The following is a 22,741-nucleotide window of genomic DNA, read 5'->3' as shown; positions in this document are numbered from 1 at the left end:
TGGGGAGGGGTGAGTCTCAGAAGGACGTCGGACGCAGGGCGTTGGTGATGTGATCGGCGATGGTCCGCTGGTGCCGGTTCAGGAAGAAGTGGTCGTCATCCAGCGAGTGGAGGTCGAAGGCGCCGCTGGTGTGCCGCTTCCACTCGGCCACTGCCCAGGTGGGGACCTGGGGGTCGCGGGTCCCTGCGAGGGCCGTCACCGGCACGGGCAGCGGTGCGCGGGGACGGTACTGGTAGCTCGCCAGGACGGAGAAGTCGGCCCGTATGCGCGGCAGGCACAGCTCGATGAGGTCCTCGTCCTCGAACACCTCGCGCGGGGTGCCGTCGAGCTTGCGCAGCCGGTCGACGAACTCGTCGCGGGGCAGGTCGTGGATGCTCCAGTCGGGCCGCTCCACATCGGGCGCGGCACACGCCGAGACGACGAGCAGTTCGGCCGGCCGGCCGGTCGACTCGAGCAGCCGGTGGGTGACTTCGTGGGCGAGCAGGCCGCCCATGCTGTGCCCGAAGAGGGCGTACCGTTCGCCCGTCCAAGGAGCGATCCCGCGGGCCAGGCGCTCGGCGAGGGCGTCGAAGTCCTTCTCGGGTTCCTCCGCCATCCTGTTCTCCCGGCCGGGCAGCTGCACGGGCACGAACCGCGCGGCCGTGGCGGCGTGCGCCACCCAGGGCCGGTAGAGGCCGGCGCCGCCGCCCGCGTACGGCAGGCAGAAGACCCGCACGGAAGCGTCGGGGTCCGGGAGACCGAAGGGGAACAGTGCGCTGGCGTCGGCCGGTGTGCTCATCGGGTTTCCTCCCGCAGGATCTCGTCGAGGGCGGCCGCGCAACCGGCGACCGTCGGGTTCTCCATCACCGCGCGGACGGAGAAGTCGACCTGCCACTCCTGGCGGATCCGCGACGCGAGGAGGGTGGCCTTGATGGAGTTGCCGCCGAGGAAGAAGAAGTCCTCGTGTGTGGCGACGCTCTCCAGGCCCAGTGCCCGTGCCCACAGGTCGGCGAGCCGCCCCTCCAGTGGGGTGGCGGGTTCGGTCCTCGCCTCGGCGGGGACCGTGCGCTCGGGCGCCGGCAGGGCGGCGTGGTCCAGCTTCCCGTTGGCGGTCAGGGGCAGGTGGGGCAGCGTGACGAAGGCGTTGGGCACCATGTAGTCCGGCAGCTTGCCCCCGAGGAAGCCTCGCCAGTCCGCCGGCTCGTGCGCGTCCCCGGGTGCCAGTACGAGGTAGGCCACCAGTAGCTGATCGCCGTCCGCCGCGCCTGTCCGGACCTGCACCGCCGCGTCCTTGACCGTGGGGTGTTCCCGTAGCGCGCTTTCCACCTCGCCCGTCTCGATGCGCAGGCCCCGCAGCTTGGTCTGTCCGTCGGCCCGGCCGACGAAGTCCAGGCGGCCGTCGGGGCGCCAGCGCAGCAGGTCGCCGCTGCGGTAGAGGCGGGAGCCGGCGCGTGAGGAGAAGGGGTCGGCCGGGAAGCGTTCAGCGGTCAGACCGGGCCGGTCGAGATAACCGCGGCCGACGGCGACGCCGCCGAGGCACAGCTCACCGGGAAGACCGACCGGGACGGGCTGTCCGCCGCTGTCGAGCAGGTGGAGTCGCACGCCGCGCACGGGCCGGCCGACGGAGGGGCGGCGTCCGTCCGCGGCGCACTCCTGCACCGTGGCCCAGATGCTGGTCTCCGTGTGGCCGTAGACGTTGAAGACGCGGCGTCCGGGTACCCAGCGTGCCATCAGCTCCGCGGACACCGACTCGCCGCCGAGGACGATGCCGCGCAGCGCGGGCAGTTGGCCGGCCGCCCCTGCCGGCAACGCCGCCAGCGCGGAGGGGGCCATGACCAGCCAGGTGACGCGCTCGCGCGTCAGCAGCTCGACCAGCGCCGGGCCGGGCATGAGGTCCTCCTGCGCGGCGAGGCACAGGACCGCGCCCGCGCCCAGGGCGAGGAAGACCTCGAACACGGAGGCGTCGAAGCTCGGAGACGCCCATTGCAGTACCCGGTCGTGCGGTCCGACGCCGAACACGTCCCGCTGGGCGAGGCAGCTGTTCACCACCCCGTCGTGGGTGACGAGGGCACCTTTGGGCTGCCCGGTCGAACCCGACGTGTAGATGACGTACGCGAGGTTGCCGGGCCGGACGTCGCCGGTGACGGGGGCCGTGTCGTGGGCATCGATCTTCTCGCGCTCGTCCGCCGGCTGGAGGCAGGGTACGTCCAGGGCCGAGAGATGCTGCTGGGTCCTGGCATCCGTGAGGAGCAGGGAGAGTCCTGCGTCCCGGCTCATGAAGTCCAGCCGGTCCAGCGGATAGGCGGGGTCCAGGGGTACGAACGCGGCGCCCGCCTTCAGCACGGCGAGGATCGCGACGACCAGGTCCACGGACCGGTCCAGGCAGAGTCCGACGCGCGACTCCACCCCGACGCCGCGCTCCCGCAGGAAGCGGGCCAGCTGATTGGCGCGTCCGTCGAGTTGCCGGTAGGTCAGGGTCTCGGGGCCGTGGGCGAGGGCCGGGGCGTCCGGTGTCCGTCGCACCTGCTCCTCGAACAGCTGGTGGAGGCAGATCTCCGGAAGCGGCGCAAAGGGCCCGCGCCCCCATGTCTCGATCGCCTGACGCTCCTCGCCGGTCAGCAGGGAGATACCGCTCGGCGGACGGACGAAGTCGGCGGCGACGCTCTCCAGGACGGTGGCGAGATGGCCGAGCATGCGGTCGATCTCGGCCGCGCCGAAGCGGGCCCGGTCGTAGCCGATGCGCAGCGTGATCTCCTCGTCCGGGACGACGAGGACGGCCAGCGGATAGTTGGTGTGGTACCGGTACTCCCCGCGCTGGACGGCGAGTTCCCCGGAGCGGTTGCCCAGGGTGTCGATCCTCGGCACGTTGAGGATCGTCATGATGCTCTCGAAGAGAGGCTCGTCCGGTTCCGCGTCGCTCCACCGCTGGACTTCGGCCAGGGCGCTCTCCAGGTGGCCCCGTACGCGTGTCTGCGCGGCCCGCGTATCGGCGCACGCTTCGGAGAACGGGCGGTCGGGATCGACGCGGACCCGCAGCGGAAGCGTGTTGATGAACAGCCCGAGGGTGTCCTCGATCCCGTCGAGGTCGGCCGGGCGGTGCGTCATCGTCATCCCGAACACGACGTCCCGCCGGCCCGTGTACCGGCTCAGGACCAGGCCCCAGGCGGTCTGCAACACGGTGCTGAGCGTGAGCCGGTGGTCGCGTGCCAGCCGCCGCAGGGCGTCCGCGGTGGCGCGCGGCAGCACACGCGACACCTCCGGGTTCTCCCGGTCCTGGCTCCCGGGCTCCCGGCACTCCTCCGGGATGGCCAGGGCGAGCGGTGCCGGCCGAAAGCCGGCGAGTTCCGTGCGCCAGAACCCCTCGGCCCGGCTCAGGTCCTGGCGGCGCAGCCAGGTGACGTAGTCGTGGTACGGCCGCACCTTCGGCAGGGGCTGCCGCTCCCCGCGCACCAGGCGGTCGTAAGCGGCGAACGCCTCCTCCAGCAGCATCAGGGCCGACCAGGCGTCGAGCAGGATGTGGTGGTAGCGCAGGACGAAGACGTGCCGGCTCTCGGCCACGCGGACGAGGTGCAGCCGCAGCAGCGGCAGGCGGTCGAGGCGGAAGCCCCGGCCCCGGTCGTCGCGCAGGAAACTCTCCAGCCGCTCGTCGACCGCACCCGCCCCGGCGTCGGCGGCGCCGGTGTCGCGCCAGTCGTGCCGCTCGATCTTCGCGACGCCCTGGGCGTGGACGACCTGTGCGGGCTCGTCGATCTCCTCCCAGTGGAAGGAGGTCCGCAGAATGGTGTGCCGGTCCACGACCTGCTGCCATGCCTGCTCCAGCACGTCCGCGTCGAGGTGTCCGTCGAGGCGCTGGACGATCTGGTCGACGTAGAAGGACGTGTCGGGGTCGACGATGGAGTGGTAGAGCAGGCCCTGTTGGAGCGGGGAGAGGGGGTGGACCCCTTCGACGCTCGTGGTCATCCGTTCTGCCTTTCTGTGCGTGCGTGCGTGTCATGGGCGTCGACGGCCGCGCCTGAGTGTTCGGCGTCGTCGTCCGGGGCGACCATGACGCCGCCGATGCGGGACATCAGCCGTCGCAGGTCGCCCTCGCCGAGGTGGGTGGCGGGTGCGTCCGCACGCGCGGGCCGGCCGGCTCCCGACTGCGGGGCGGGACCTGTCGCGGCCCTGCGAGGCGTGGGAGCGGCGTCGGTCTCGGCGGCGGCCGCGAGCTGCGCGATGGTCGGGCGGCTGAAGAAGTCGGCCTCGGTGAGCCGGATGCCGGCCTGCTTGGCCCGGCTGATGATCCGAAGGCTGGTGATGGAGTCGCCGCCCAGCTGGAAGTAGTCGTCCTCGATTCCGATGGGGTGGATGCCGAGCAGCGACTCCCAGATCGAGACGAAGGCCGCCTCGGTGTCATTGCGGGCGGCGACGGCGGGACCGAGGCCTTCGGGGCGGTCGTACACGGCCTGCCCCGCTGCGGACGGCCCCCGCGGGACCGTCCGGGGTGCGGCCGAACGGACCTCGGCGCCCTCCCCTGCGTGGACGTAGGCGTGGGGGACACCCGCCCGCAGGACCTCTTCCAGGGCCTGGAAGGCGGGTCCGGGCTCCAGCATGCCGAAGCCGCTGTCCTGGACCCGGCGTCCGGCGTGCTCGTCGAGGGTGGCGACCATGCCGGCGCCGCTCCACGGTCCCCACGCCACACTCGTGCCTGGCAGTCCGAGGGCCTGCCGGTGGTGGGCGAGGGCGTCCAGGAAGGAGTTGGCGGCGGCGTAACCGCTCTGTCCGCGCGAGCCCATGAGGGCCGCGACGGACGAGTACAGGACGAAGAAGTCCAACTCGGCGTCCCGCGTCAGCTCGTGCAGGTTCCAGGCGCCGTGCATCTTGGGGGCCAGGACCGTGCGCAGCCGGTCGGCGGTCTGTGCCTGGAGGCCGCCGTCGTCCAGTACGCCGGCTCCGTGCACGACCCCGCGCAGCGGCGGCAGGGAACCGGACACCTCGGCCAGGACTCGTGCCACGTCGCGTGGGTCGGCGACATCCGCCTGGTGGACCTGGACACGGACTCCCTCCTGCCGCCATGCGCCGATACGGTGCTCGGCGGCGGCCGACGGAGCCGTGCGGCCGCACAGGACGAGGTGCCGGGCCCCGCGGCTGACCAGCCAGTTGGCCGTGTGCAGGCCCAGTGCCCCGAGGCCACCGGTCACCAGATAGGTGCCGTCGGGTCGTACCGGATTCCCGCCCGTGGCGCTCGACGCGACCACCGCCGTGGTCCCGGCGACGCGGCGGCCGCCGGCGTGGACGGCGACCTGTGTGTCCTCGCCGGTCGCGAGCGCCTCCGCGAACAGGGCCGCGGCTTCGCTTTCGAGCGACCGGATCTCCGGATCGAGATCGACCAGCACGCACCGTACGTCCGGGTTCTCGGCGTTCGCGATGGCGGCGAGGCCCCACAGCGTCGCGTGGGCGACCCCGGCCCCCGGTGCGGGTGACGCGCTGTGCGGGTTGGCCGGTGACCAGGTTCCGCGCGTCGCGACCAGAACCCGGGCCGCCTCCGCGGTGGTGGCCAGCGTCTGCAGGACGGTGAGCAGGGCGGCGGTGCCGTGCTGCTGCGCCCCGTCGAGCGATTCCCCGGTGAGGGGGCCCTCGGGGTCGTCCAGGCCCCGCAGGAACGCCACGTTCAGGGGGCGGCCCGGTGCGGCGGAACCTCGCGGCTCGCCGGCCGCCGCGGCGGCGGCGCACTCCCGGACCAGAGCCTTGAGGGTGTCCTCGCCGTGGGCTCCGTCCCCGGCTTCGGCGACGGTGACCTGGTGCCCGGCCTCGCGCAGTCGTGCGGCCAGCGCGGAGCCCACTCCCCGGCGGTCGGTGAGGACCAGCCAGGCCGTCGTGGCCGCGGACGAGGGAGGGACGGCCGAGGTCTGCCACGCCGGGCGCCGCACCACGACGGTGTCCCGGCGCAGCAGCGTGGACGCCGACACGCGGCGCACCCACAGGCCGTCCAGCTCCAGGACGACTTCGCCGTCCTGGTCGGTCAGGGTCAGATCGGCTACGACCGTGTCGCCGTCAGGGCTCAGTTCGGACCGTTCCTGGACCCGGCACCACAGGTGCCCGGACGGCTGTGCCTTGTGGAACCGCAGGGCGTCGAGCCGGATGGGGACCCGCACCCCCAGTTCCGCGTCGGGCCGCGCCGACCAGGCCAGGGCCACCACGGCCTGGACGCAGGCGTCGACGAGTCCGGGGTGCAGAGGGAAGGGGCCGTCCGCGCCGTCGTACTCGGGCGAGTCCATGCGGATCACGAGCTCGTCCTGATGACGCCTCAGCCGGCCTATGCGCCGGAAGCTCGGTCCGAGGTCGGCGCCCGAGGCGTGCATCGCCGCGTAGAAGGCCGTGCCGTCGAGGCGCTCGCCGGGGCCGTCGAGCAGGTCGCCAGGCGGCTGCGTTCGCGACGGGGCCGCCGGGGGCGGAGTCGTGCGCAGCGTGCCCGACGCGTGGCTGGTCCACTCGTGGGAGTGCGCCCCGTCCGCGGGCCCGCTGACCACGCGGAAGTTCCTCGGCGGCGTGCCGTGGCCGGCCGGGGCGGCCCCCAGGCCTCCCGGCTCCTCGATGATCAGCTGGACCTCGCGCGCGCCGTCGGCCGGTGCCAGCGCCTGCGGGAAGGAGACGCTCTCCAGTACGGCGCCGCCGCCCGTCGCGGCGAGCTGCTGGACGGCGGCAGCCAGGGTCATGGCGAGGTGGGACGCGGCCGGGACGACCACCTCGTCGAAGAGGACGTGGTCGGCGAGGAAGGCGGGAGAGTCGGCTGTGAACCGGCTCCGGTACACGGTCCCGGCCAGCGCGGGCGACCGCAGGGGGGTTCCCGGGAAGGCCGCGGTGCCGGTGTGCCGGGTGCCGCGCCCGGTCCGGGTGTCCCGCCAGTAGCGCTTGCGTCCGAAGGGGTACGTGGGCAGCGGCACCTTGCGGCCCGGCGCCCCCGCGTGCACGGCCTGCCAGTCGATGTCGGCCCCGGCCTCGTACAGGCTCCCCAGGGTTCGCAGCACCTGCTGCCGGTCGTCCGTGTGACGGGTCAGGGACGGCAGCCAGAGCCGGTCCTCGCGCGGGTCCAGGCCCTGCTTGGTGACCAGACGGGACAGGACGGCGTCCGGGCCGATCTCCAGGGCGATGTCGAAGCGGCGCTCCACAAGAGCGCGCACGGCCGGCAGGAACCGCACCGGTTGCCTGGCGTTGCGCTGCCAGTAGTCGGCTCCGGCCATGTCCTCGCCGTGGACCGGCATGCCTGTCACCGTGGAGATGACAGGCACGGTGCCCGGGCGGTGGGTGACACCGGCGGCCAGCGAGCCGAGCGGCTCCAGCACGGGGTCCATGAGAGCGGAGTGGAAGGCGTGTGAGGTCGTCAGGCGGCGGGAACCGACACCGCTGTCGAGGGCCCTGGCCAGCAGCTCGTCCAGGGCATCGGCCGGGCCGGAGACGGCCGTCTGGAGCGGGCCGTTGACGGCGGCGACGCTCAGGCGGTCCGCGAAGGGGGCGAGGAGGCGGGAGACGGTCGCCTCGTCCGCGAGGAGGACGGCCATGCCACCGTCCTCGGGCAGGCCGCCCATCAGGCGCCCGCGTTCGGCGACCAGCGTGAGGGCGTCCTCCAGCCGCAGCACACCCGCGGCACAGGCCGCGGCGTACTCGCCGATGCTGTGTCCGAGGACCACGGAGGGGCGTACCCCCCACGCCTGCCACATGGACACCAGCGCGTAGGCCATCGAGAACAGGGCGGGCTGGGCGTACTCGGTCCGGTCGATCAGGAGGGGGTCGGCTTCCGGCCCGTAGAGCAGGTCGGTCAGGGACCAGCCGTAGCGCTCGCGCAACAGCTCGGCGCAGGTGTCCAGGGCCCTGCGGAACACCGGCTGACCGGTGTACAGCCCCGCGCCCATACCGAGGTACTGCGAGGCCTGCCCGGTGAAGAGGAACGCGACGCGCAGCTCCCGGCCGCTGCCACGGCGCACGGCCGGCCTGGATCTCGGCTGCCAGGCCGCGAGCGAGGCCGCGAGGTCCTCGGTGTCCGAGGCGACGAAGAGGGCACGGTGGGCGAAGTGCGCCCGCCCCGTGTTCACGGAGTACGCGAGGTCCGCGGTGTGGAGGTCCGGATGCGCCGCGAGGTGGTGCCGGTAGCGTTCGACGACGCGACGCAGCGCGGGCTCGTCCGGGCCGGACAGCGCGACCGGGTGATGGCCGTGGCCGGCCCGGTCCGGGGCGGGGGCCGCGGCGGGGGCCTCCGCCACGATCAGGTGGGCGTTGGTGCCGCCGATACCGAAGGAGCTGACCCCGGCCAGGCGCGGCCGTGTGCCTCGCGGCCAGGGCACGGGCCGGGCGGGCACGTCGAGCAGCAGCTCGTCCCAGGAGACGTGTGTGGTGCGGTCGTTCAGGTGCAGATGGGCCGGTATCTCCTGGTGCCCGAGGGAGAGCACCACCTTCATCAGTCCCGCGACGCCGGCCGCCGCCTCCAGGTGGCCGACATTCGTCTTCACCGTGCCGGTCAGGAGCGGACGTCCGGGCTCCCGGCCGGGCCTGTAGGCGGCGCCGAGCGCGTTCGCCTCGATGGGGTCACCGATCGGGGTCCCGGTGCCGTGGGCCTCGACGTAGTCCACTTCCGCGGGTGCCACCCCGGCCGCCTTGAGGGCGGCGGTGATCAGATCCTTCTGTGCGCTGCCGTTGGGGACGGTGAGGCCGCTGCCGCGACCGCCGTGGTTCACCGCGGAGCCCCTGATCACGGCGAGGACGGTGTCCCCGGCGGCTTGGGCGTCGGACAGCCGCTTCAGTACGACGATCCCGGCGCCCTCACCGCGGGCGTACCCGTCAGCGGCGGCGTCGAAGGCGCGACTTCGGCCCTGCGGGGAGAGCACCCCTGCCTGGGAGAGGTCGGCGGTCATCTCCGGGGCGATCATCAGGCTGACGCCGCCGGCGAGCGCGAGGTCGCACTCACCCGAGCGCAGGCTCTGCATCGCCAGGTGCACGGTGACCAGGGAGGAGGAGCATCCCGTGTCCACGGCCAGGGAAGGGCCGTGCAGGCCCAGCAGGTAGGAGATGCGACCGGGTGCCGTGCAGAACAGGTTGCCGGTGGCCATGTGGCCGTCCAGCCGGGCCGGGTCGCCGGTCTGCAGCAGCTTGTAGTCGTCGACGCCGATGCCCACGAAGACGCCGGTGCGTGTCCCACGCAGGCTCGTGGGGGCCTGCCCCATGTGTTCGAGAGCCTCCCAGGCGACCTCCAGGAGCAACCGGTGCTGCGGGTCCAGGGTCTCGGCCTCGCGCGGGGGTATGCCGAAGAACTCGGCGTCGAAGGCGTCCACGGAGTCGAGGAAGCCGCCCCGCGTCGATCGCACGGAATCCGGCTGCGCCGACTCGGAACCGTGCGGCCGCTCGGCGTCCCAGCGGTCGGCGGGCACGACTGAGGTGGCGTCCGTCCGCGACTTCAGCAGGTCCCAGAACGCCTCGGGGCCGTCGACACCGCCGGGGAAGCGGCAGCCCATGCCCACCACGGCGATCGGTTCGAGGGCGGGAGCGGGCGACTTCTGACGGCGCAGGCGCTCCTCGACCAGAGCCCGCTGGGCTTCGGGGAGGGCCGCGATGCGGTCGGTGATGCTAGTCATGCGTCTGGTCTCCTGCGAACTCGTCACCCAGCGTGAGCTGGTCCAGATACCGGGCCGCCTCATCGGCCGAGAGGCCGTCCACCTCCGCCAGCAGCGCCGCCACATCCGCCAAGTCGGATTCCCCTTCCGCGAATTGCGGCTCTCCTGGGTCCGCGTCCGCCGACTCGGCGGCGGGGGCGAGTGCCAGCTCGCCGAGGAGGTGGACCGCGAGGGCGGCGCAGGTGGGGTGGTCGAAGGGCAGAGTGCCGGGGACGGTCATCCGGTCGCCCAGCTCCGCGCGTAGCCGCGTCACCAGTTTCAGGGTCATCAGTGAGTCCAGTCCGAGCTGGAAGAAGCCGGAGTCGGCGTCGATCTCGTGGTCCGGCGGGAAGCCCGCTATACCGGCGACCAGCCCGGACAGCCACGAGATCAGGTGGGCCGCGCGGTCACCCGGTTCGAGGACGGCCAGTCGGTCGGGCAGGGACGGCGCATCGTCACTGCCGGGTCCGGCGGCCGTGCCGGTCGCCGGCCGCACGGCCACGGCGTCCTCGCCTGCCGGGGCGTGCACCAGGGCCAGCAGGCCTCGGTCCGCGCCGGCGGGCAGCCATTCGTGATACCTCGCCCAGTCCACGCTGTACACGCCCAGCTGGGGTGCGTCGTGGCCCAGGATCCGGTCGAACAGGCGGGCGCCTTGGTCGCGGTCGATCGTGCGGGCGCCACGCGCGCTCCAGTGGTAGCGGGCCGCGGCGGTGGAGTCCGTCATGCCGACGCTCTCCCAGGGGCCCCAGTTGACGCTGGTCGCCGGCAGCCCCAGAGCCCTGCGGCGGTGGGCCAGGTGGTCCAGGGCCGCGTTGGCGGCCGCGTAGTTGCCCTGTCCGGGGGAACCGAGCACGGCGACGAATGACGAGAAGAGCACGAAGAAGTCGAGAGGCAGGTCGCGGGTACACATGTCCAGGTGGTGTCCGCCGACCACCTTGGGTGCGAGGACGGTCCGGTAGCGGTCCCAGTCCTGCTGGAGCAGTGCGCCGTCCTCGAGGACTCCGGCGGCGTGGAACACGCCCCGCAGCGGCGGCCGTTCACGACCGAAGGCCGCCACGACATCGCGAACCTCGTCGGCGCGCCGGATGTCGGCCGTCACCACGTCCACCCGGGCGCCCGCCGCGGTCAGCTCCGCCAGGACGCCGCGTGCCTGGCCGTCGGGTGCGCTGCGGCCCACGAGCACCAGGTGCCGGGCACCGGCCTCGACCAGCCGGCGGGCGACGACCAGGCCGATGCCGCCGAGCCCGCCGGTGACCAGATAGCCGCCGTCCGCGCGCACGGCGACCGGCTCGGCCGCCCCGGACCGCTCCGGTGCGGTGGCGACGCGTGCCACGTAACGCCTGCCCGAACGGAAGGCCAGCTGGGCGTCGCTGCCCCGGCTCAGAAGTTCGCGAACCAGCGCTTCGGCGTTCCCGTCCCGGTCGGCCTCCTCGAGGTCTACGAGCGCGCCCCACACTTCGGGGTGTTCGAGTGCGACGACGCGCCCGAATCCCCACAGCGCGCCCTGGCCCGCGGACCCGGTCACGGGCCCCTCGCCCGCGGGCTGCGCGCCCGAGGTGACGAGCCACAGGCGGGGCGCCGCCCCGTTCTCCCAGGACGCCAGGGCCCGCACGGTCGCCAGGGCCGGGCGCAGGCACCGCTCGACACTCGCCTCGGGGCCGGCGTCCGGCACGTCAGCGGCGAGGTGCAGCACCCCGCGGCAGGTGGTGCCGGCCGCGCCGACGGCGTCCCGCAGCGCGCCCGCGAGCTCCGACTCGGGCTCGTCGGGTACCGGTACGAGGACGCAGTTCTGTCCGGCCGCGCGCAGGGCCCGCGCCACCGCGCCCGCCCACGGTCCCTCCGGGGCGTCGGTCACGACGATCCAGGTGCCGGGACCGGCCGTCCCCGTCGCGTCCGTGAGCGGTTTCTCCTGCCACACGACCTGGTGCAGCCATTCCGGCGCGCCCGAGGGCGCCGAGGCCACGAGGTGGCTCAGGATCGACGGAAGTGCTCCCCGTTCGGCGTCCGACAGCCGGCCCGTGCGGGTCAACTGCTCGATCACGCGGGCGACCTCGCCGTGTGCCAGCAGGTCCACAAGCGATTCTTCAGCGGTCCCGGACGCGGGCAGCGGGGCGGGGTCGAGCCAGTGCCGTTCCCGCTGCCACGGGTAGTCCGGGGTGGACACCAGCCGCGCGGGGCGCGTGCCCATGGCCGCCCAGTCGACCTCGTGGCCGCGAGTCCACAGGGCACCGGCCGCCTCCCGGAGGGTGCGCCGCTCACCAGCCCGCGCGCGCATGGCCGGCACGACGATGCCCTCGTGTCCGGCCTCCTCCAGGATCTGCGCGGTGGGGGCCGCGAGCACGGGGTGCGGGCCGAGTTCGACGAACGAGCGGTGTCCGGCGGCGGCGAGCGCCTCGACGGCCGGAGCGAACCGCACGGGCTCGCTCATGGTGCGGACCCAGTACGCCGCGTCGAAGTGCTCTCCACCGCGGAACCCGCCGTCGATGGTGGAGTACACCGGGATGTCACCCGTGCGCGGCCTGATGTCCGCGAGCAGCCGGGACAGTTCCGGCCCGTACTCCCGCATCTGCGCGCTGTGCGAGGGGTAGCCGACGCGCAGCTTCCGTCGGAAGACGGCGGGGTCGAGGCCGTCGAGCAGCTCCTCCAGGGCTCGGCTCTCGCCGCTGAGCAGGGTCATGCGCGGGCCGTTGACGGCCGCGACCGAGACGGCATCGCTTCCGTCCCGCAGGAGGGCCGCCGCCTCGTGCGCGGGCAGGCCCACCGCGGCCATGTGGCCGGTGCCGGTGGCCTTCTGGAGGGTGCGGCCCCGGTGCAGGGCGACCAGGAGGGCGTCCTTCAGGGTGAGGGCGCCGGCGCTGTGAGCCGCCGCGATCTCGCCCGCGCTGTGTCCTGCCACCGCGGCGGGCCGGATGCCCCAGGACCTCAGTGTCGCGTCCAGGCCTGCCTGGACGGCGAACAGGGCGGGCTGGGTGATCTCCGTCTCGTCGATCCGCGACGCTTCCCCGGGCGCGTGCAGTTCCGCGATCAGCGACCAGCCCGCCTGCTCGGCCAGCCACGCGTCGCACCGCTCGATGACCGCCCGGAAGGCGGGTTCGCGGGCGAAGAGTTCGCAGCCCATCCTCGCGCTCTGGGTGCCCTGTCCCGAGAAGAGGAACACGGGACCACCCGCCGCGCGCCGAGCTCTGCCGATCGCCGGCTGCTCGGCCGACCGTCCGTCCGCGCAGATGTCCAGCAGCTCACCGAGTTCGGTGGCCGACTCGAACACGGCGAGCGCGCGGTGTTCGTGACGGTCGCGGCCGAATGTCGCGGTGTGGCAGAGGTCGTCGAGGTCGATACGCCCCGTCCCGTCGAGCGACGCCCGCAGCCCGCGCGCCTGTTGACGCAGCGCCGGAGCCGAGTGCGCGCTCAGCGGAAGCATGCGCACCTGCCGCACCTCCGGCACCGGGGAGCCGGAACCGGCCAGGCTCGCCGGGAGTTCCACCGGACGCAGGTCCGCGGGGAAGACCTTGCGCCAGGCGATGTCGCGTCCGGCGCGGTGCAGTTCACCGAGGGTGTTCAGCATGAACTCGCGGGCGTCCCCGCCGCGCTGCTGGGAGGCCAGCACCCTGACCGTCGCACCCCGGCTCCCGGCGATCTCCGCCACCGGTCCTGTGAGTACGGCATGCGGGCCGACCTCGACGAAGTGCTCGTAACCCTGCTCCAGCAGCGTTTCGACGACCGGCGCGAACAGCACGGGGCGGCGCAGGTTGTCCGCCCAGTAGTCGGCGCCGAGCGCACGGCCGTCCACGAAGTCCGCGGTCACGGTGGAGACCATCGGCACAGTGCTCGACAGCGCCTGTATCCCGTCCAGCCCGGACCGGAGTTCGGGCAGGAGCGGGTCGCACTGGCTGCTGTGGGAGGCGACGCCCATGTTCACGCGCCGGCAGCGGATGCCGCGCCCGTCGAGATCCGTCAGGCACGCGTCGAGTGCCGCGGTGTCCCCGGAAAGCACTGAAGTGGTCGTGGAGTTGGCACCCGCGGCACAGACCCCGGGATACTTCGCGATCAGCTCCGGCACCTCGGCGAACGGCACGTCCACCACGGCCACCGAGCCCGCGCCGTCGATCCGGCTCATCAGGCGGCTGCGTTCGCAGACGACCCGTACCGCGTCCGCGAGGTCGAGCGCGCCCGCCGCATGGGCCGCCGCCACTTCGCCGAGGCTGTGACCCACGACCGCGTCCGGCCGCACTCCCCAAGAACGCCACAGGGCGGTGAGGGCGACCTGGATGGCGAAGACGGCGGGCTGCAGCACGGTCGTCTCGTCCAGCCGGGAGTCCCGGTCGGGGCGACGCAGTTCCTCGACGACCGAGATTCCCGCCTGCGCGTGGATCAGCTTGTCGCACTCCAGCAACGCCTGGCGGAAGACGGGTTCGGTGTGCAGCAGATCGAGCCCCATGCCACACCACTGCGAGCCCTGCCCGGAGTAGACGAAGGCGAGCCGGGACGGGGCCGCGGCTGCGGCTGCGGCTGCGGCTGCGGCTGCGGCTGCGGCGGGCGCGGTGCCGGTGGAGATGTCGCGCAGTGCGGCGCGCAGCTCCGTCTCGTCCCGTACGGTCGCCGCCACCCGGTAGGGGTGGGCGCTCAGGCGCAGCGCGGCGGTGGCGCACCAGTCCGCGGTGGAACGCGCGGGCGCGTCCTCGACCGCGGCCAGTAGCGCCTCGGCGGTCTCCCGCAGCCCGTTCGGCGTGTCTGCGGACAGCGGGAGCGGGTACGCGCAGGTGGTGGGCGGTCCCTCCACGACGACGTGACAGTTGGTGCCGCCGAAGCCGAAGGAACTGACGCCGGCGAGGAGTCGGCCACCGTCGCCCGGCCACGGGGTGGGCTCGGTCGGCACCGCGAGGCGCAGCTCGTCGAAGGCGATGTCGGGGTTCGGCGCGTCATGGTGCAGGGTGGCGGGCAGGACGCGGTGGCGCATGGCCAGTGCCACCTTGATGAGTCCGGCGATGCCGGCCGCCGCCTCCAGGTGGCCGATGTTGGTCTTGGCGGACCCGATCAGCAGGGGTGCGTCCGCGGCGCGGCCGGCGCCGAGTACCGCACCCAGGGCATGTGCCTCGATCGGGTCGCCGAGCGGGGTTCCGGTGCCGTGCGCCTCCACGTACTGCACGTCGTTCACCCCGACCCCGGACCGGCTGTAGGCCGCGCGGAGCATGGCCTGCTGCGCGGCGGGGTTGGGGGCGGTGAGGCCGTTGCTGGGGCCGTCGTTGTTGACCGCGCTGCCCCGGATCAGGCAGTGGACGCGGTCACCGTCGGCGAGCGCGGCCGACAGCCGCTTCAGTACGACGATGCCGCCCCCCTCACCGCGGACGTAGCCGTCGGCGGCGGCGGCGAAGGCCGCGGAGCGCCCGTGCGGACTCATGGCGCCGAACTTCGACATGGCGGCGCTGCTCTCGGGGGCCAGCACGAGGTTGATGCCGCCGGCCAGGGCCAGTGTGCTCTCGCCGGAGCGCAGGCTCTGGCACGCGAGGTGCAGGGCGACCAACGACGATGAACAGGCCGTGTTGACACCGATGCTGGGCCCCTGAAGGCCGAGGGTGTACGAGATCCGCGCCGGCACGATGCTGGGCTCCTGGCCGGTGGCGGTGTGCTGGTGGACCGCGTCGAGGCCCCGCCCGGCGAGGCGGGCGTAGTCGCTCCACAGGGTGCCGAGGAAGACGCCCGTGGCGCTGTCCCGCAGGGAGGAGGGCGGGATCCCGGCGTCCTCGAGCGAACTCCAGGCGAGTTCGAGGCTCAGGCGCTGCTGAGGGTCCATCTGGGCGGCCTCGCGCGGGGAGATGCCGAAGAACCCCGGGTCGAACTTGTCCACGTCGGTGAGGAAGCCGCCGCGGCGGGTGCTGAGCCGGCCGGGTGCGGCCGGGTCCGGGTCGTAGAGGGCCGCGGAGTCCCAGCGGTCGGCGGGCACGTCCGTGACGGCATCGGTGCCGGACCACAGCAGGTCCCAGTAGGCCTCGGTGTTCGGCGCACCAGGAAATCGGCAGGCCAGTCCCACGACCGCGATGGGCTCGTCCGACGGAGCCGCATCCGGTTCGGCGGGCGCGGTGGGCCGCTGCGAGGCGGCGCCGCCCTCACCCAGGGCGCCGGCGAGGGCGGCGATGGTGGGGAAGTGCCAAGCCACCGTGGGGCTGAGCGAGGTGTCGAAGTGCGCGGCCAGCCGCACGGTGAGGGCCGTCAGCCGGGCGGAGTCGAGGCCGAGGTCCCGGAACCTGATGTCCAGATCGACATCGCGGATCTCCCTCCCGAGCTCTTCCCCGATTTCTCGCTGCAACCAGTCGGCTATTTCGCCCACAGCGTGCACTTCGACTTCCCCCTAGATGCGAGTAAGTGAATGGAAAATGCCGGAGATGCGCGACTGAAATTTCCCAGTAGCAAAGATCATTTAGTTTCTAGTCCAAGGGAGGCGTCGCAGTCAACCCCTCTCAAAATTTCACAGAGCAAGCATCTAAATGTCCACTATTTATTGACATGGAGGTGCGGAATTTCTGGGACATGACCGGTTTTCGGGCAGCACAAGGGCGCCGATGCCGGGACGGCCATCGGCGCCTTCGCGCGGAAGAAATTTTCAGAAAACCGGATCAGAGGCCGGCGTCGGGCGGCTCGGTGCCGTCCTGGGGCGGGCTGAGCCGGTGCAGGAGGCGGTCGCCCTCAAGGGTCTCCAGGGCTTTGGCCATGGTGCGCACATGTATCTCTTTCTCATGGCGCTCGAACATGAGGGAGAGGGCGTCACGCAGCGCCCGCGCCTCGGAGACCAGCGCCTGAGCCGCCCTGAGCGCCGTGTAGGTGCCCGTCGTCTGGGCGGGGTTGACGCTGCTCAGACGTTTGAGTACGGCCACATAGGCGTCCATCACCCGGCTCTCCGCGTCGGTGAGGGCCGGCACGCGTGGGCCTTCTGGGAACATCACGGACTGACCTCCTACGTCGCGCCCGTCAGTTGTCGGTGCGCAGATGAGTGGTGCGGGGCGTGATGACCTGGTCCACAAGGCCATAGGCGAGGGCCTGGTCGGCCGTGAGGATCTTGTCGCGCTCGATGTCCTCACGGATCGTCTCCAGCGGCGTGGACGAATGCTTGGCGAGCATCTCCTCCATCTGCTCGCGGATGCGAAGAAACTCGTTCGCCTGGATCTCCAGGTCGGAGATCTGCGCGCGCCCCGTTTCGGTGTACGGCTGGTGAATCAGGACCCGCGCACTGGGAAGAGCCATGCGCTTTCCGGGAGTGCCGGCCGCCAGCAGTACGGCCGCACCGGAGGCGGCCTGTCCCAGGCACACCGTCTGAATGTCGGGCTTCACGTACTGCATGGTGTCGTAAATGGCCGTCAGTGCGGTGAAGGAACCGCCCGGGCTGTTGATGTAGATGGAGATGTCACGGTCCGGGTCCATCGACTCGAGACACACCAACTGGGCCATGATGTCATTGGCCGAGGCGTCGTCGAGCTGCACACCCAGAAAAATGATGCGCTCTTCGAACAGCTTGGCGTAGGGGTCGTATTCGCGCACTCCCTGCGAGGTGCGCTCCACAAAGCGCGGAATGACGTAACGTCCCTCGGCGTGGGGAAGCCGGGCGACAGAGTTGATGCCGGGGTGAGAATTCACGTATTCCTCCAGAGGGGGCGCACGACAAACCTGGTGATGGATGGAGCGAAAAGCCTGTCGGTGACGGGCGGTGTCATGAAGAGAGGGGCGCGACCGGGGATCTCCCGGAGGCGGAAGCCGCGTCGAACGGCGTCGGTGTCCGCCACTCCTCGACCGCGCGGTCGAGGATGCGGGCGACCTCGGCGAGTCGGCCGCTGTCCATGAGCGAGTAGTGCGTGCCCGAGGTCCACACGACGGGAACGGAACGGTCGAGGACCGCGGACCAGCCCAGGCATTCGGGCGCCGCGTTCCATCCGGTCTCGTCCCGCGCTCGGACCATCAGCAGGGGCGCAGCACACGGACGGGCCTGCCAGCCGTCGTCGAAGATGCCCTGGTGCCAGGTGTAGACATCCCAGAAGGGGCGCAGGTCCGCGCCCGTCAGACCGGGCGCGTCACTTGCCACGGCGATCAACTCGGCGGCGTGATCGAGCAGTTCATCGGTCGAATCGGTGCCGGCCCTGGACAGGTCGATCCCGAACAGCCCGCCGACCTCCGTGGCGCGGTCGGTCGTCCGGCCGGCCAGAACCTCGTGGGTCGCGCTGTCCAGGAGGATCACACCGGCGGCGCCTCGGCCCTGTTCCTCGGCGAGGCGCGCCATCTCCACGGCGACCGGTCCGCTGAAGGACCACCCGACGAAGACCGGCGTCGAGTCCGGATCCGCGCTCAGGAACTCCGCGAGGTAGGACTTCGCGATCCCCTCGATGGAGCGGGGGCGATCGGGGTCGATGCCGGACGCCTGGAACGCGTAGATGGAGCAGTCCGAGCCGAGGTGGGGCTGGAGGGCGCGGAACGCCGCAGCCGATCCGCTCGCAGGATGAATGAAGACCAGCGCACTCGGCCCGCTGGACTCCCTAAGACGGACCAGGTTCCCCCGCACCTCAGACAACTTCCTCTCGGTCGGTGGAGCGCACTTCCGCCTGGCGGGTGACACATGGTCACCCAAGACGGGAGCACTCCGCGCAAACGTACAGGATGTACAGAGCGTATGATGCTGATCATGGCCCATGAGATTCCCGTAACGCAAGCCCGGTCCGAGCTCGCGGAGCTGATCAACCGTGTGGTCTACGGCGGAGAGCACGTCGTCCTGACCCGCCACGGCAAGCCGCTCGTCGCCCTGGTGTCGGCCGCCGACCTCGAGCGCCTCGAGTCCACGCCCCAGGAGCAGCAGGAGCAGGTCATCGGCACGGTGTCCGTCGTACTGGACGCCCAGTCCGCACCCGGCGAGCGAAACCAGTTCGGGTTGACCGCGGAGTACGGAAGCCCGCACGAGCCTTACCGGTCCTACTGAAGCCCCAGCCGCTGGTCGCCGTCGCTTCGTTGATGCCGGGGACTGCCAGGCGTTGCCCGACCGCTCGTGTGACCAGTCCCTTCGCGAGTCGTTGCTGTGGGCATGGGGCGGGGATCCGACAGGAGTCTGCGGCGAGGTGAAGGGGTACGAGGCGGACCCGCTTCCCGCACCCGGACTTCCGCTCGTGCCGCTGAAACCACGGGGTGGAGTGCGCTGAGCTGGAACTTCCAGGATGGAGCGCGGGCAGGCGGGCGAGGAGAATCGCACGACCACTCACCCGCCGTGCCGTACGCGGGATTCGGCGCGCGGCACGGCGGACAGCGAGGCGGGACGGCCAAGACGCCGCGGTGTCGCAGGCACCCGGGTCGGCCGGTCACGGCTCAAGCGTCCGGGCTCTCGGCGGCGTGGCCGTACACGCTGGGAGCTGTCGTCACCGCGCACGCGACCATGTGCCGAGGGGCCCCGGTCCTCACGCACGACCGTACCGGTGGCGCCGCTGCCCCTGGCTCCAGCGAGGCCGCCCGCCCGGTAGCTCCCAGGCGGGCGGGACGCGGATGCGGATGCAGATGCGGATGCGGATGCGGTCTACAGCGGGGTCGGCTTGATCATCGCGAAGGGAGCGCCCTGCGGATCGGCGACCACCGTCATGCGGCCGGCCATCATGTCGAACGGCGGGGCGAGGACAGTGCCGCCGCTCCTGACCAGGGCGTCCACGGTGGAGTCCACGTCGTCGACCGCGAAGTAGGTCAGCCAGTGCGGCGGGGTGCCCGGGGGGTCGTTCGCGAGCAGGGTGACGCCGCCGACCGCCCGGTCGCCGACCCGCATCTCCCAGTACGCGTCCGCGCCCTCCAGCGGCTCGATCTCGATCCCGAACGCCTCGCCGTAGAAGGCGGTGGCGGCAAGTACGTCGCTGGTGTGCAGTTCGTTCCAGGTCAGTGCGCCGGCCTCGTTGACCCGCTGTGCGCCGAAGAACTCGCCGGGCTGCCAGACGCCGAACACGGCGCCCTGCGGGTCGGCGGCGATCAGCATCCGGCCGAGGTTGCCGACGTCCATCACCGGCGCGAGCAGGGTGCCACCCGCGGCGACGATCGCGTCCTGGGTGGCCTGGGCGTCGGTGCTGGCCAGGTAGCTGGTCCAGACGGCCGGAGGTTCCGGCATCCCCTCGGGAGCCATCGCCGGGCCGATACCGGCCACGGCCTTGCCGCGCAGCTCGCAGACCGCGTACCCGCCGAACTCGGCCGGGCCGGGCTGACCCTGCCAGCCGAGCAGGTCACGGTAGAAGTCCAGCGCCGCCTGCTGGTCCTTCGCCATCAGATCGACCCAGCACGGGGTGCCGGTCGCGTACGGGGTGGTGACTTCGGGCATCTCTCGCTTCTCTCTCGTGAGGTCCGTCCGTCACCCTCGCGCCGCCGACCGGCCCGCCGCCATCCGACACGCCGTCACGGTCATCGCGGAAGAACGGGGACACCTGCACCGCCGCCACCGGCCGCAATCCCCGCACGCCGATGATCGTCCGACGCCGGCCCGGCTCGGCATCGCGACCGGCCGGCGGCGTGTGCCCATGTGTCCGCGTCAGGTGAACGCGGCAGTCCGTCTCACCTGACCGCCGCCATGGTGGTGTCGTATCCGGCGAGCCCTGACCCTGGACCTAGCCCTAGTCCTAGCCCTAGCTGTATTGCCCTGTGAGGTTGGGGACGCGGCTGGCGGGTGGTTTGCCTGCGAGCGCGGTGTGTCCGCGGTGGTGATTGTAGGAGTGCAGCCAGCGGGGGAACGCGTCGCGTCGTTCCTGTTCTGAGTGGTAGGGCTTTGCGTAGGCCCATTCGTCGAGCAGGGTGCGGTTGAGTCGTTCGACCTTGCCGTTGGTCTGTGGCCGGTAGGGCCGGGTTCGCTTGTGGGTGATCCCGGCCGCCGTCAGGGTTTCGCGCCAGAGGTAGGACTTGTAGCAGGCTCCGTTGTCGGTCAGGACCCGTTCGACGGTGATCCCGACGCCGGTGAAGTAGGCGTGTGCGCGTGTCCAGAAGGCGGTGGCGGTCTCTTTCTTCTCGTCCGTGTGGATCTCGCTGTAGGCGAGGCGGGAGTGGTCGTCGACGGCGGTGTGGATGTAGCTGTAGCCGGCTCCGGAGCGGGTTTTGCGGCCTGCCTGGCGGCCCAGGGCCTTGTGGCCGCCGCCGTCGGGGATGTTGCCGAGCTTCTTGATGTCCACGTGCACGAGTTCGCCGGGCCGGTCGCGTTCGTAGCGGCGTATGACCCGGCCGGTGGCTCGGTCGAGGTGGCTGAGCCGGGCCAGGCCGAAGCGGACCAGGATGCGGTGCACGGTGGAGGGCACCAGGCCCAGCAGGTGCGCGATGCGGGCAGGTCCCCACCGCCGTGTGAGGCGGACCTTGATGATCCGGCGTTCGGCCCGCGTCGGCGTGCGTCGAGGGCTGTGGTGGGGGCGGCTGGAACGGTCGCTCATCCCCGCCTCGCCGAGTTGGCGGTATCGCCCGGCCCACCGCTGGGCTGTGGTCGGCGAGACCTGGAACCGCTCCGCCGCCCGGCGCAGAGGCCATCCGTCATCAACCACGCAGCGGGCCAGCCGCAGACGTCCGGTCTCGGTCAGAGGTGCATTACGGTGGGGCATGAGGGCCTTTCGGGCTGGTGTAGACGTCGCAATCCACACCGAACCCGGAAGGCCCTCACTCGTTCAAGATCCCCAGACGGTGACCACTGTCACCGCACCCAACCTCCGTGGACAGAACACCTAGCTCGTTCTCGCCGAGCGGGGAGAAGAAGCGTTCGACGTCGGCGTCGGTCACCTCGGCGAGGGTGCCGGGTGACCAGCGCGGGGTGCGGTCCTTGTCGATGATCTGGGCTCGTACGCCCTCCACCAGGTCGGGGGTACTCAGGGCCGCGCAGGAGACGCGGTACTCCTGGTCGAGGACCGGCTCCAGCGAGCCGAGCCGCCGGGCGCGGCGCAGGGACGCCAGGGTGACCTTCAGGGCGGTCGGTGACTTGGTGAGCAGGGTCTGCGCCGCCTCCTTCGCCGCCGCGTCGCCGTGCGCGAGGAGCCGTCGCAGGATCTCCTCGACCGTGTCGGCGTCGTAGCAGGTGTCGATCCAGGCCCGATGCCCCGCCAACTCCCCCTCCGGCGGCGCCTGCACATGACAGGCCACGGCCTCCCTCGCGGGCATCCGGGCGAGGTCGTCCAGGAAGGCCGGGAGCCCTGCGGACGGCATGGAGTGATCGGCCAGCCCGCACAGCAGCGCGTCGGCGGCACCGATCTGCCCGCCCGTCAGGGCGAGATGGGTGCCCAGCTCACCGGGGGCGAGGGCGAGCAGGTAGGTGCCGCCGACGTCGGGGACGAAGCCGATGCCGGTCTCGGGCATGGCGACCCTGGACCGTTCGGTGACGATCCGGACACTGCCGTGCGCCGAGACACCGACGCCGCCGCCCATGACGATGCCGTCCATGACGGCGACGTACGGCTTGGGGTAGCGGGCGATACGGGCGTTGAGCCGGTACTCGTCGCGCCAGAACGCGGCCGAGGCGGTGCCGTCGCCGTCGCGGGCGTCGTCGTGGACGGCACGGATGTCGCCGCCGGCACACAGGCCCCTCTCCCCCGCGCCGGTGAGGACGACGGTCTCCACGGCCGGGTCGTGCTCCCACGCGGTGAGGGCCTCGTCGATACGCAGCACCATCGCGTGGTTCAGCGCGTTCAGGGCCTTGGGGCGGTTGAGGACGATGTGGGCGGCCCGTCCGTCGATGCGCAGCAGGACGGGTGCCTCGCTGCCGGTCATCCGAACGCCTCTGTCAGGCCACGGGCCACGATGACACGCATGATCTCGTCGGTTCCTTCCAGCAGTTGGTGGACACGCAGTCACGGACGATCTTCTCAATGCCGTAGTCGATCATGCGAGGGGCGGGCGGCGATGCCAGGGGGCGCCGTGCCACCGTTCAGGCCGTTCAGGCCGTTCATCGCGACGCGGAAACCCTTCAGCCTGTTCAGGCCGCGGCCACCGCTGTACGGCCTTCGGCTCGCGCGTCGAGGGAGACGGCGTGGCGTCGCAGCAGCAGGACGGCGGTCGTGGCCACGCCGGTCAGGAGGCCGAGCCAGATGCCCACGGCTTCGAGGCGCAGGGCGTAGGTGAGAAGCCATGCGGCGGTCGCCGACGCGTTCGGAGCCGCACCAGGCGGTACGCCCATGGACGCGTTC

At 72.0% G+C, this 22,741-nt stretch carries 12 protein-coding genes and 1 pseudogene; 1 reads left to right on the top strand and 12 read right to left on the bottom strand.

Going from position 1 to position 22,741, the window contains the following annotated elements; genetic code table 11:
- Nucleotides 1–16 precede the first annotated feature (16 nt).
- From OIB37_RS32775 to OIB37_RS32745, 7 genes are all read right to left on the bottom strand, one after another.
- Nucleotides 17–778 (bottom strand): thioesterase II family protein, encoded by a 762-nt coding sequence (locus OIB37_RS32775; RefSeq protein WP_330461225.1) that lies wholly within the window; start codon nucleotides 776–778, stop codon nucleotides 17–19.
- Nucleotides 775–3,939 (bottom strand): non-ribosomal peptide synthetase, encoded by a 3,165-nt coding sequence (locus OIB37_RS32770; protein ID WP_330461224.1) that lies wholly within the window; start codon nucleotides 3,937–3,939, stop codon nucleotides 775–777. The genes OIB37_RS32775 and OIB37_RS32770 overlap by 4 nt, the downstream gene beginning before the upstream one ends.
- Nucleotides 3,936–9,581, bottom strand: coding sequence for a type I polyketide synthase (locus OIB37_RS32765; protein ID WP_330461223.1), 5,646 nt, complete (start codon nucleotides 9,579–9,581; stop codon nucleotides 3,936–3,938). Before OIB37_RS32765 ends, OIB37_RS32770 begins: the two co-directional genes overlap by 4 nt.
- On the bottom strand, nucleotides 9,574–15,930 hold the full coding sequence (locus OIB37_RS32760) for a type I polyketide synthase (RefSeq protein WP_330461222.1): 6,357 nt from the start codon (nucleotides 15,928–15,930) through the stop codon (nucleotides 9,574–9,576). Before OIB37_RS32760 ends, OIB37_RS32765 begins: the two co-directional genes overlap by 8 nt.
- A gap of 277 nt (nucleotides 15,931–16,207) precedes the next feature.
- Nucleotides 16,208–16,510, bottom strand: coding sequence for a hypothetical protein (locus tag OIB37_RS32755; RefSeq protein WP_330461221.1), 303 nt, complete (start codon nucleotides 16,508–16,510; stop codon nucleotides 16,208–16,210).
- A 49-nt stretch (nucleotides 16,511–16,559) separates the two neighbouring features.
- Nucleotides 16,560–17,222 carry an ATP-dependent Clp protease proteolytic subunit gene (locus tag OIB37_RS32750; RefSeq protein ID WP_330461220.1) on the bottom strand — a complete coding sequence of 221 codons (663 nt, stop codon included), beginning with the start codon at nucleotides 17,220–17,222 and terminating at the stop codon, nucleotides 16,560–16,562.
- A 73-nt stretch (nucleotides 17,223–17,295) separates the two neighbouring features.
- The gene (locus OIB37_RS32745; protein WP_330461219.1) at nucleotides 17,296–18,138 is read right to left on the bottom strand and encodes a thioesterase domain-containing protein; all 843 of its coding nucleotides are present in this window, start codon (nucleotides 18,136–18,138) and stop codon (nucleotides 17,296–17,298) included.
- A 120-nt stretch (nucleotides 18,139–18,258) separates the two neighbouring features.
- Between OIB37_RS32745 and OIB37_RS32740 the strand changes: the two genes are divergently transcribed.
- Entirely contained in the window at nucleotides 18,259–18,549 is a 291-nt protein-coding gene (locus tag OIB37_RS32740; RefSeq protein WP_330461218.1) for a type II toxin-antitoxin system Phd/YefM family antitoxin, read from the top strand.
- A gap of 585 nt (nucleotides 18,550–19,134) precedes the next feature.
- Here the strand turns inward: OIB37_RS32740 and OIB37_RS32735 are convergent.
- From OIB37_RS32735 to OIB37_RS32715, 5 genes and pseudogenes are all read right to left on the bottom strand, one after another.
- Entirely contained in the window at nucleotides 19,135–19,914 is a 780-nt protein-coding gene (locus OIB37_RS32735) for a VOC family protein (RefSeq protein WP_330461217.1), read from the bottom strand.
- A gap of 301 nt (nucleotides 19,915–20,215) precedes the next feature.
- Entirely contained in the window at nucleotides 20,216–21,169 is a 954-nt protein-coding gene (locus OIB37_RS32730) for an IS481 family transposase (protein WP_330457540.1), read from the bottom strand.
- Between the two features lie 55 nt (nucleotides 21,170–21,224).
- A complete protein-coding gene (locus OIB37_RS32725; RefSeq protein WP_330461216.1) occupies nucleotides 21,225–22,325 on the bottom strand; it encodes an enoyl-CoA hydratase/isomerase family protein in 1,101 nt (366 codons plus the stop codon).
- Nucleotides 22,322–22,434, bottom strand: a pseudogene (locus OIB37_RS32720) (acyl-CoA dehydrogenase family protein); the annotation flags it as partial. The pseudogene OIB37_RS32720 and the gene OIB37_RS32725, both read right to left, overlap by 4 nt.
- Nucleotides 22,435–22,530: 96 nt before the next feature.
- Complete coding sequence (locus OIB37_RS32715) at nucleotides 22,531–22,731, bottom strand: hypothetical protein (RefSeq protein WP_330461215.1); 201 nt, start codon at nucleotides 22,729–22,731, stop codon at nucleotides 22,531–22,533.
- Between the last annotated feature and the right edge of the window lie 10 nt (nucleotides 22,732–22,741).

The sequence above is a fragment of the Streptomyces sp. NBC_00820 genome, assembly GCF_036347055.1.
In the GTDB taxonomy this organism is placed as follows: Bacteria; Actinomycetota; Actinomycetes; order Streptomycetales; family Streptomycetaceae; genus Streptomyces.
Note: the sequence above shows the minus strand (reverse complement) of the source record. Positions and strands in the feature narration are given on the sequence as shown.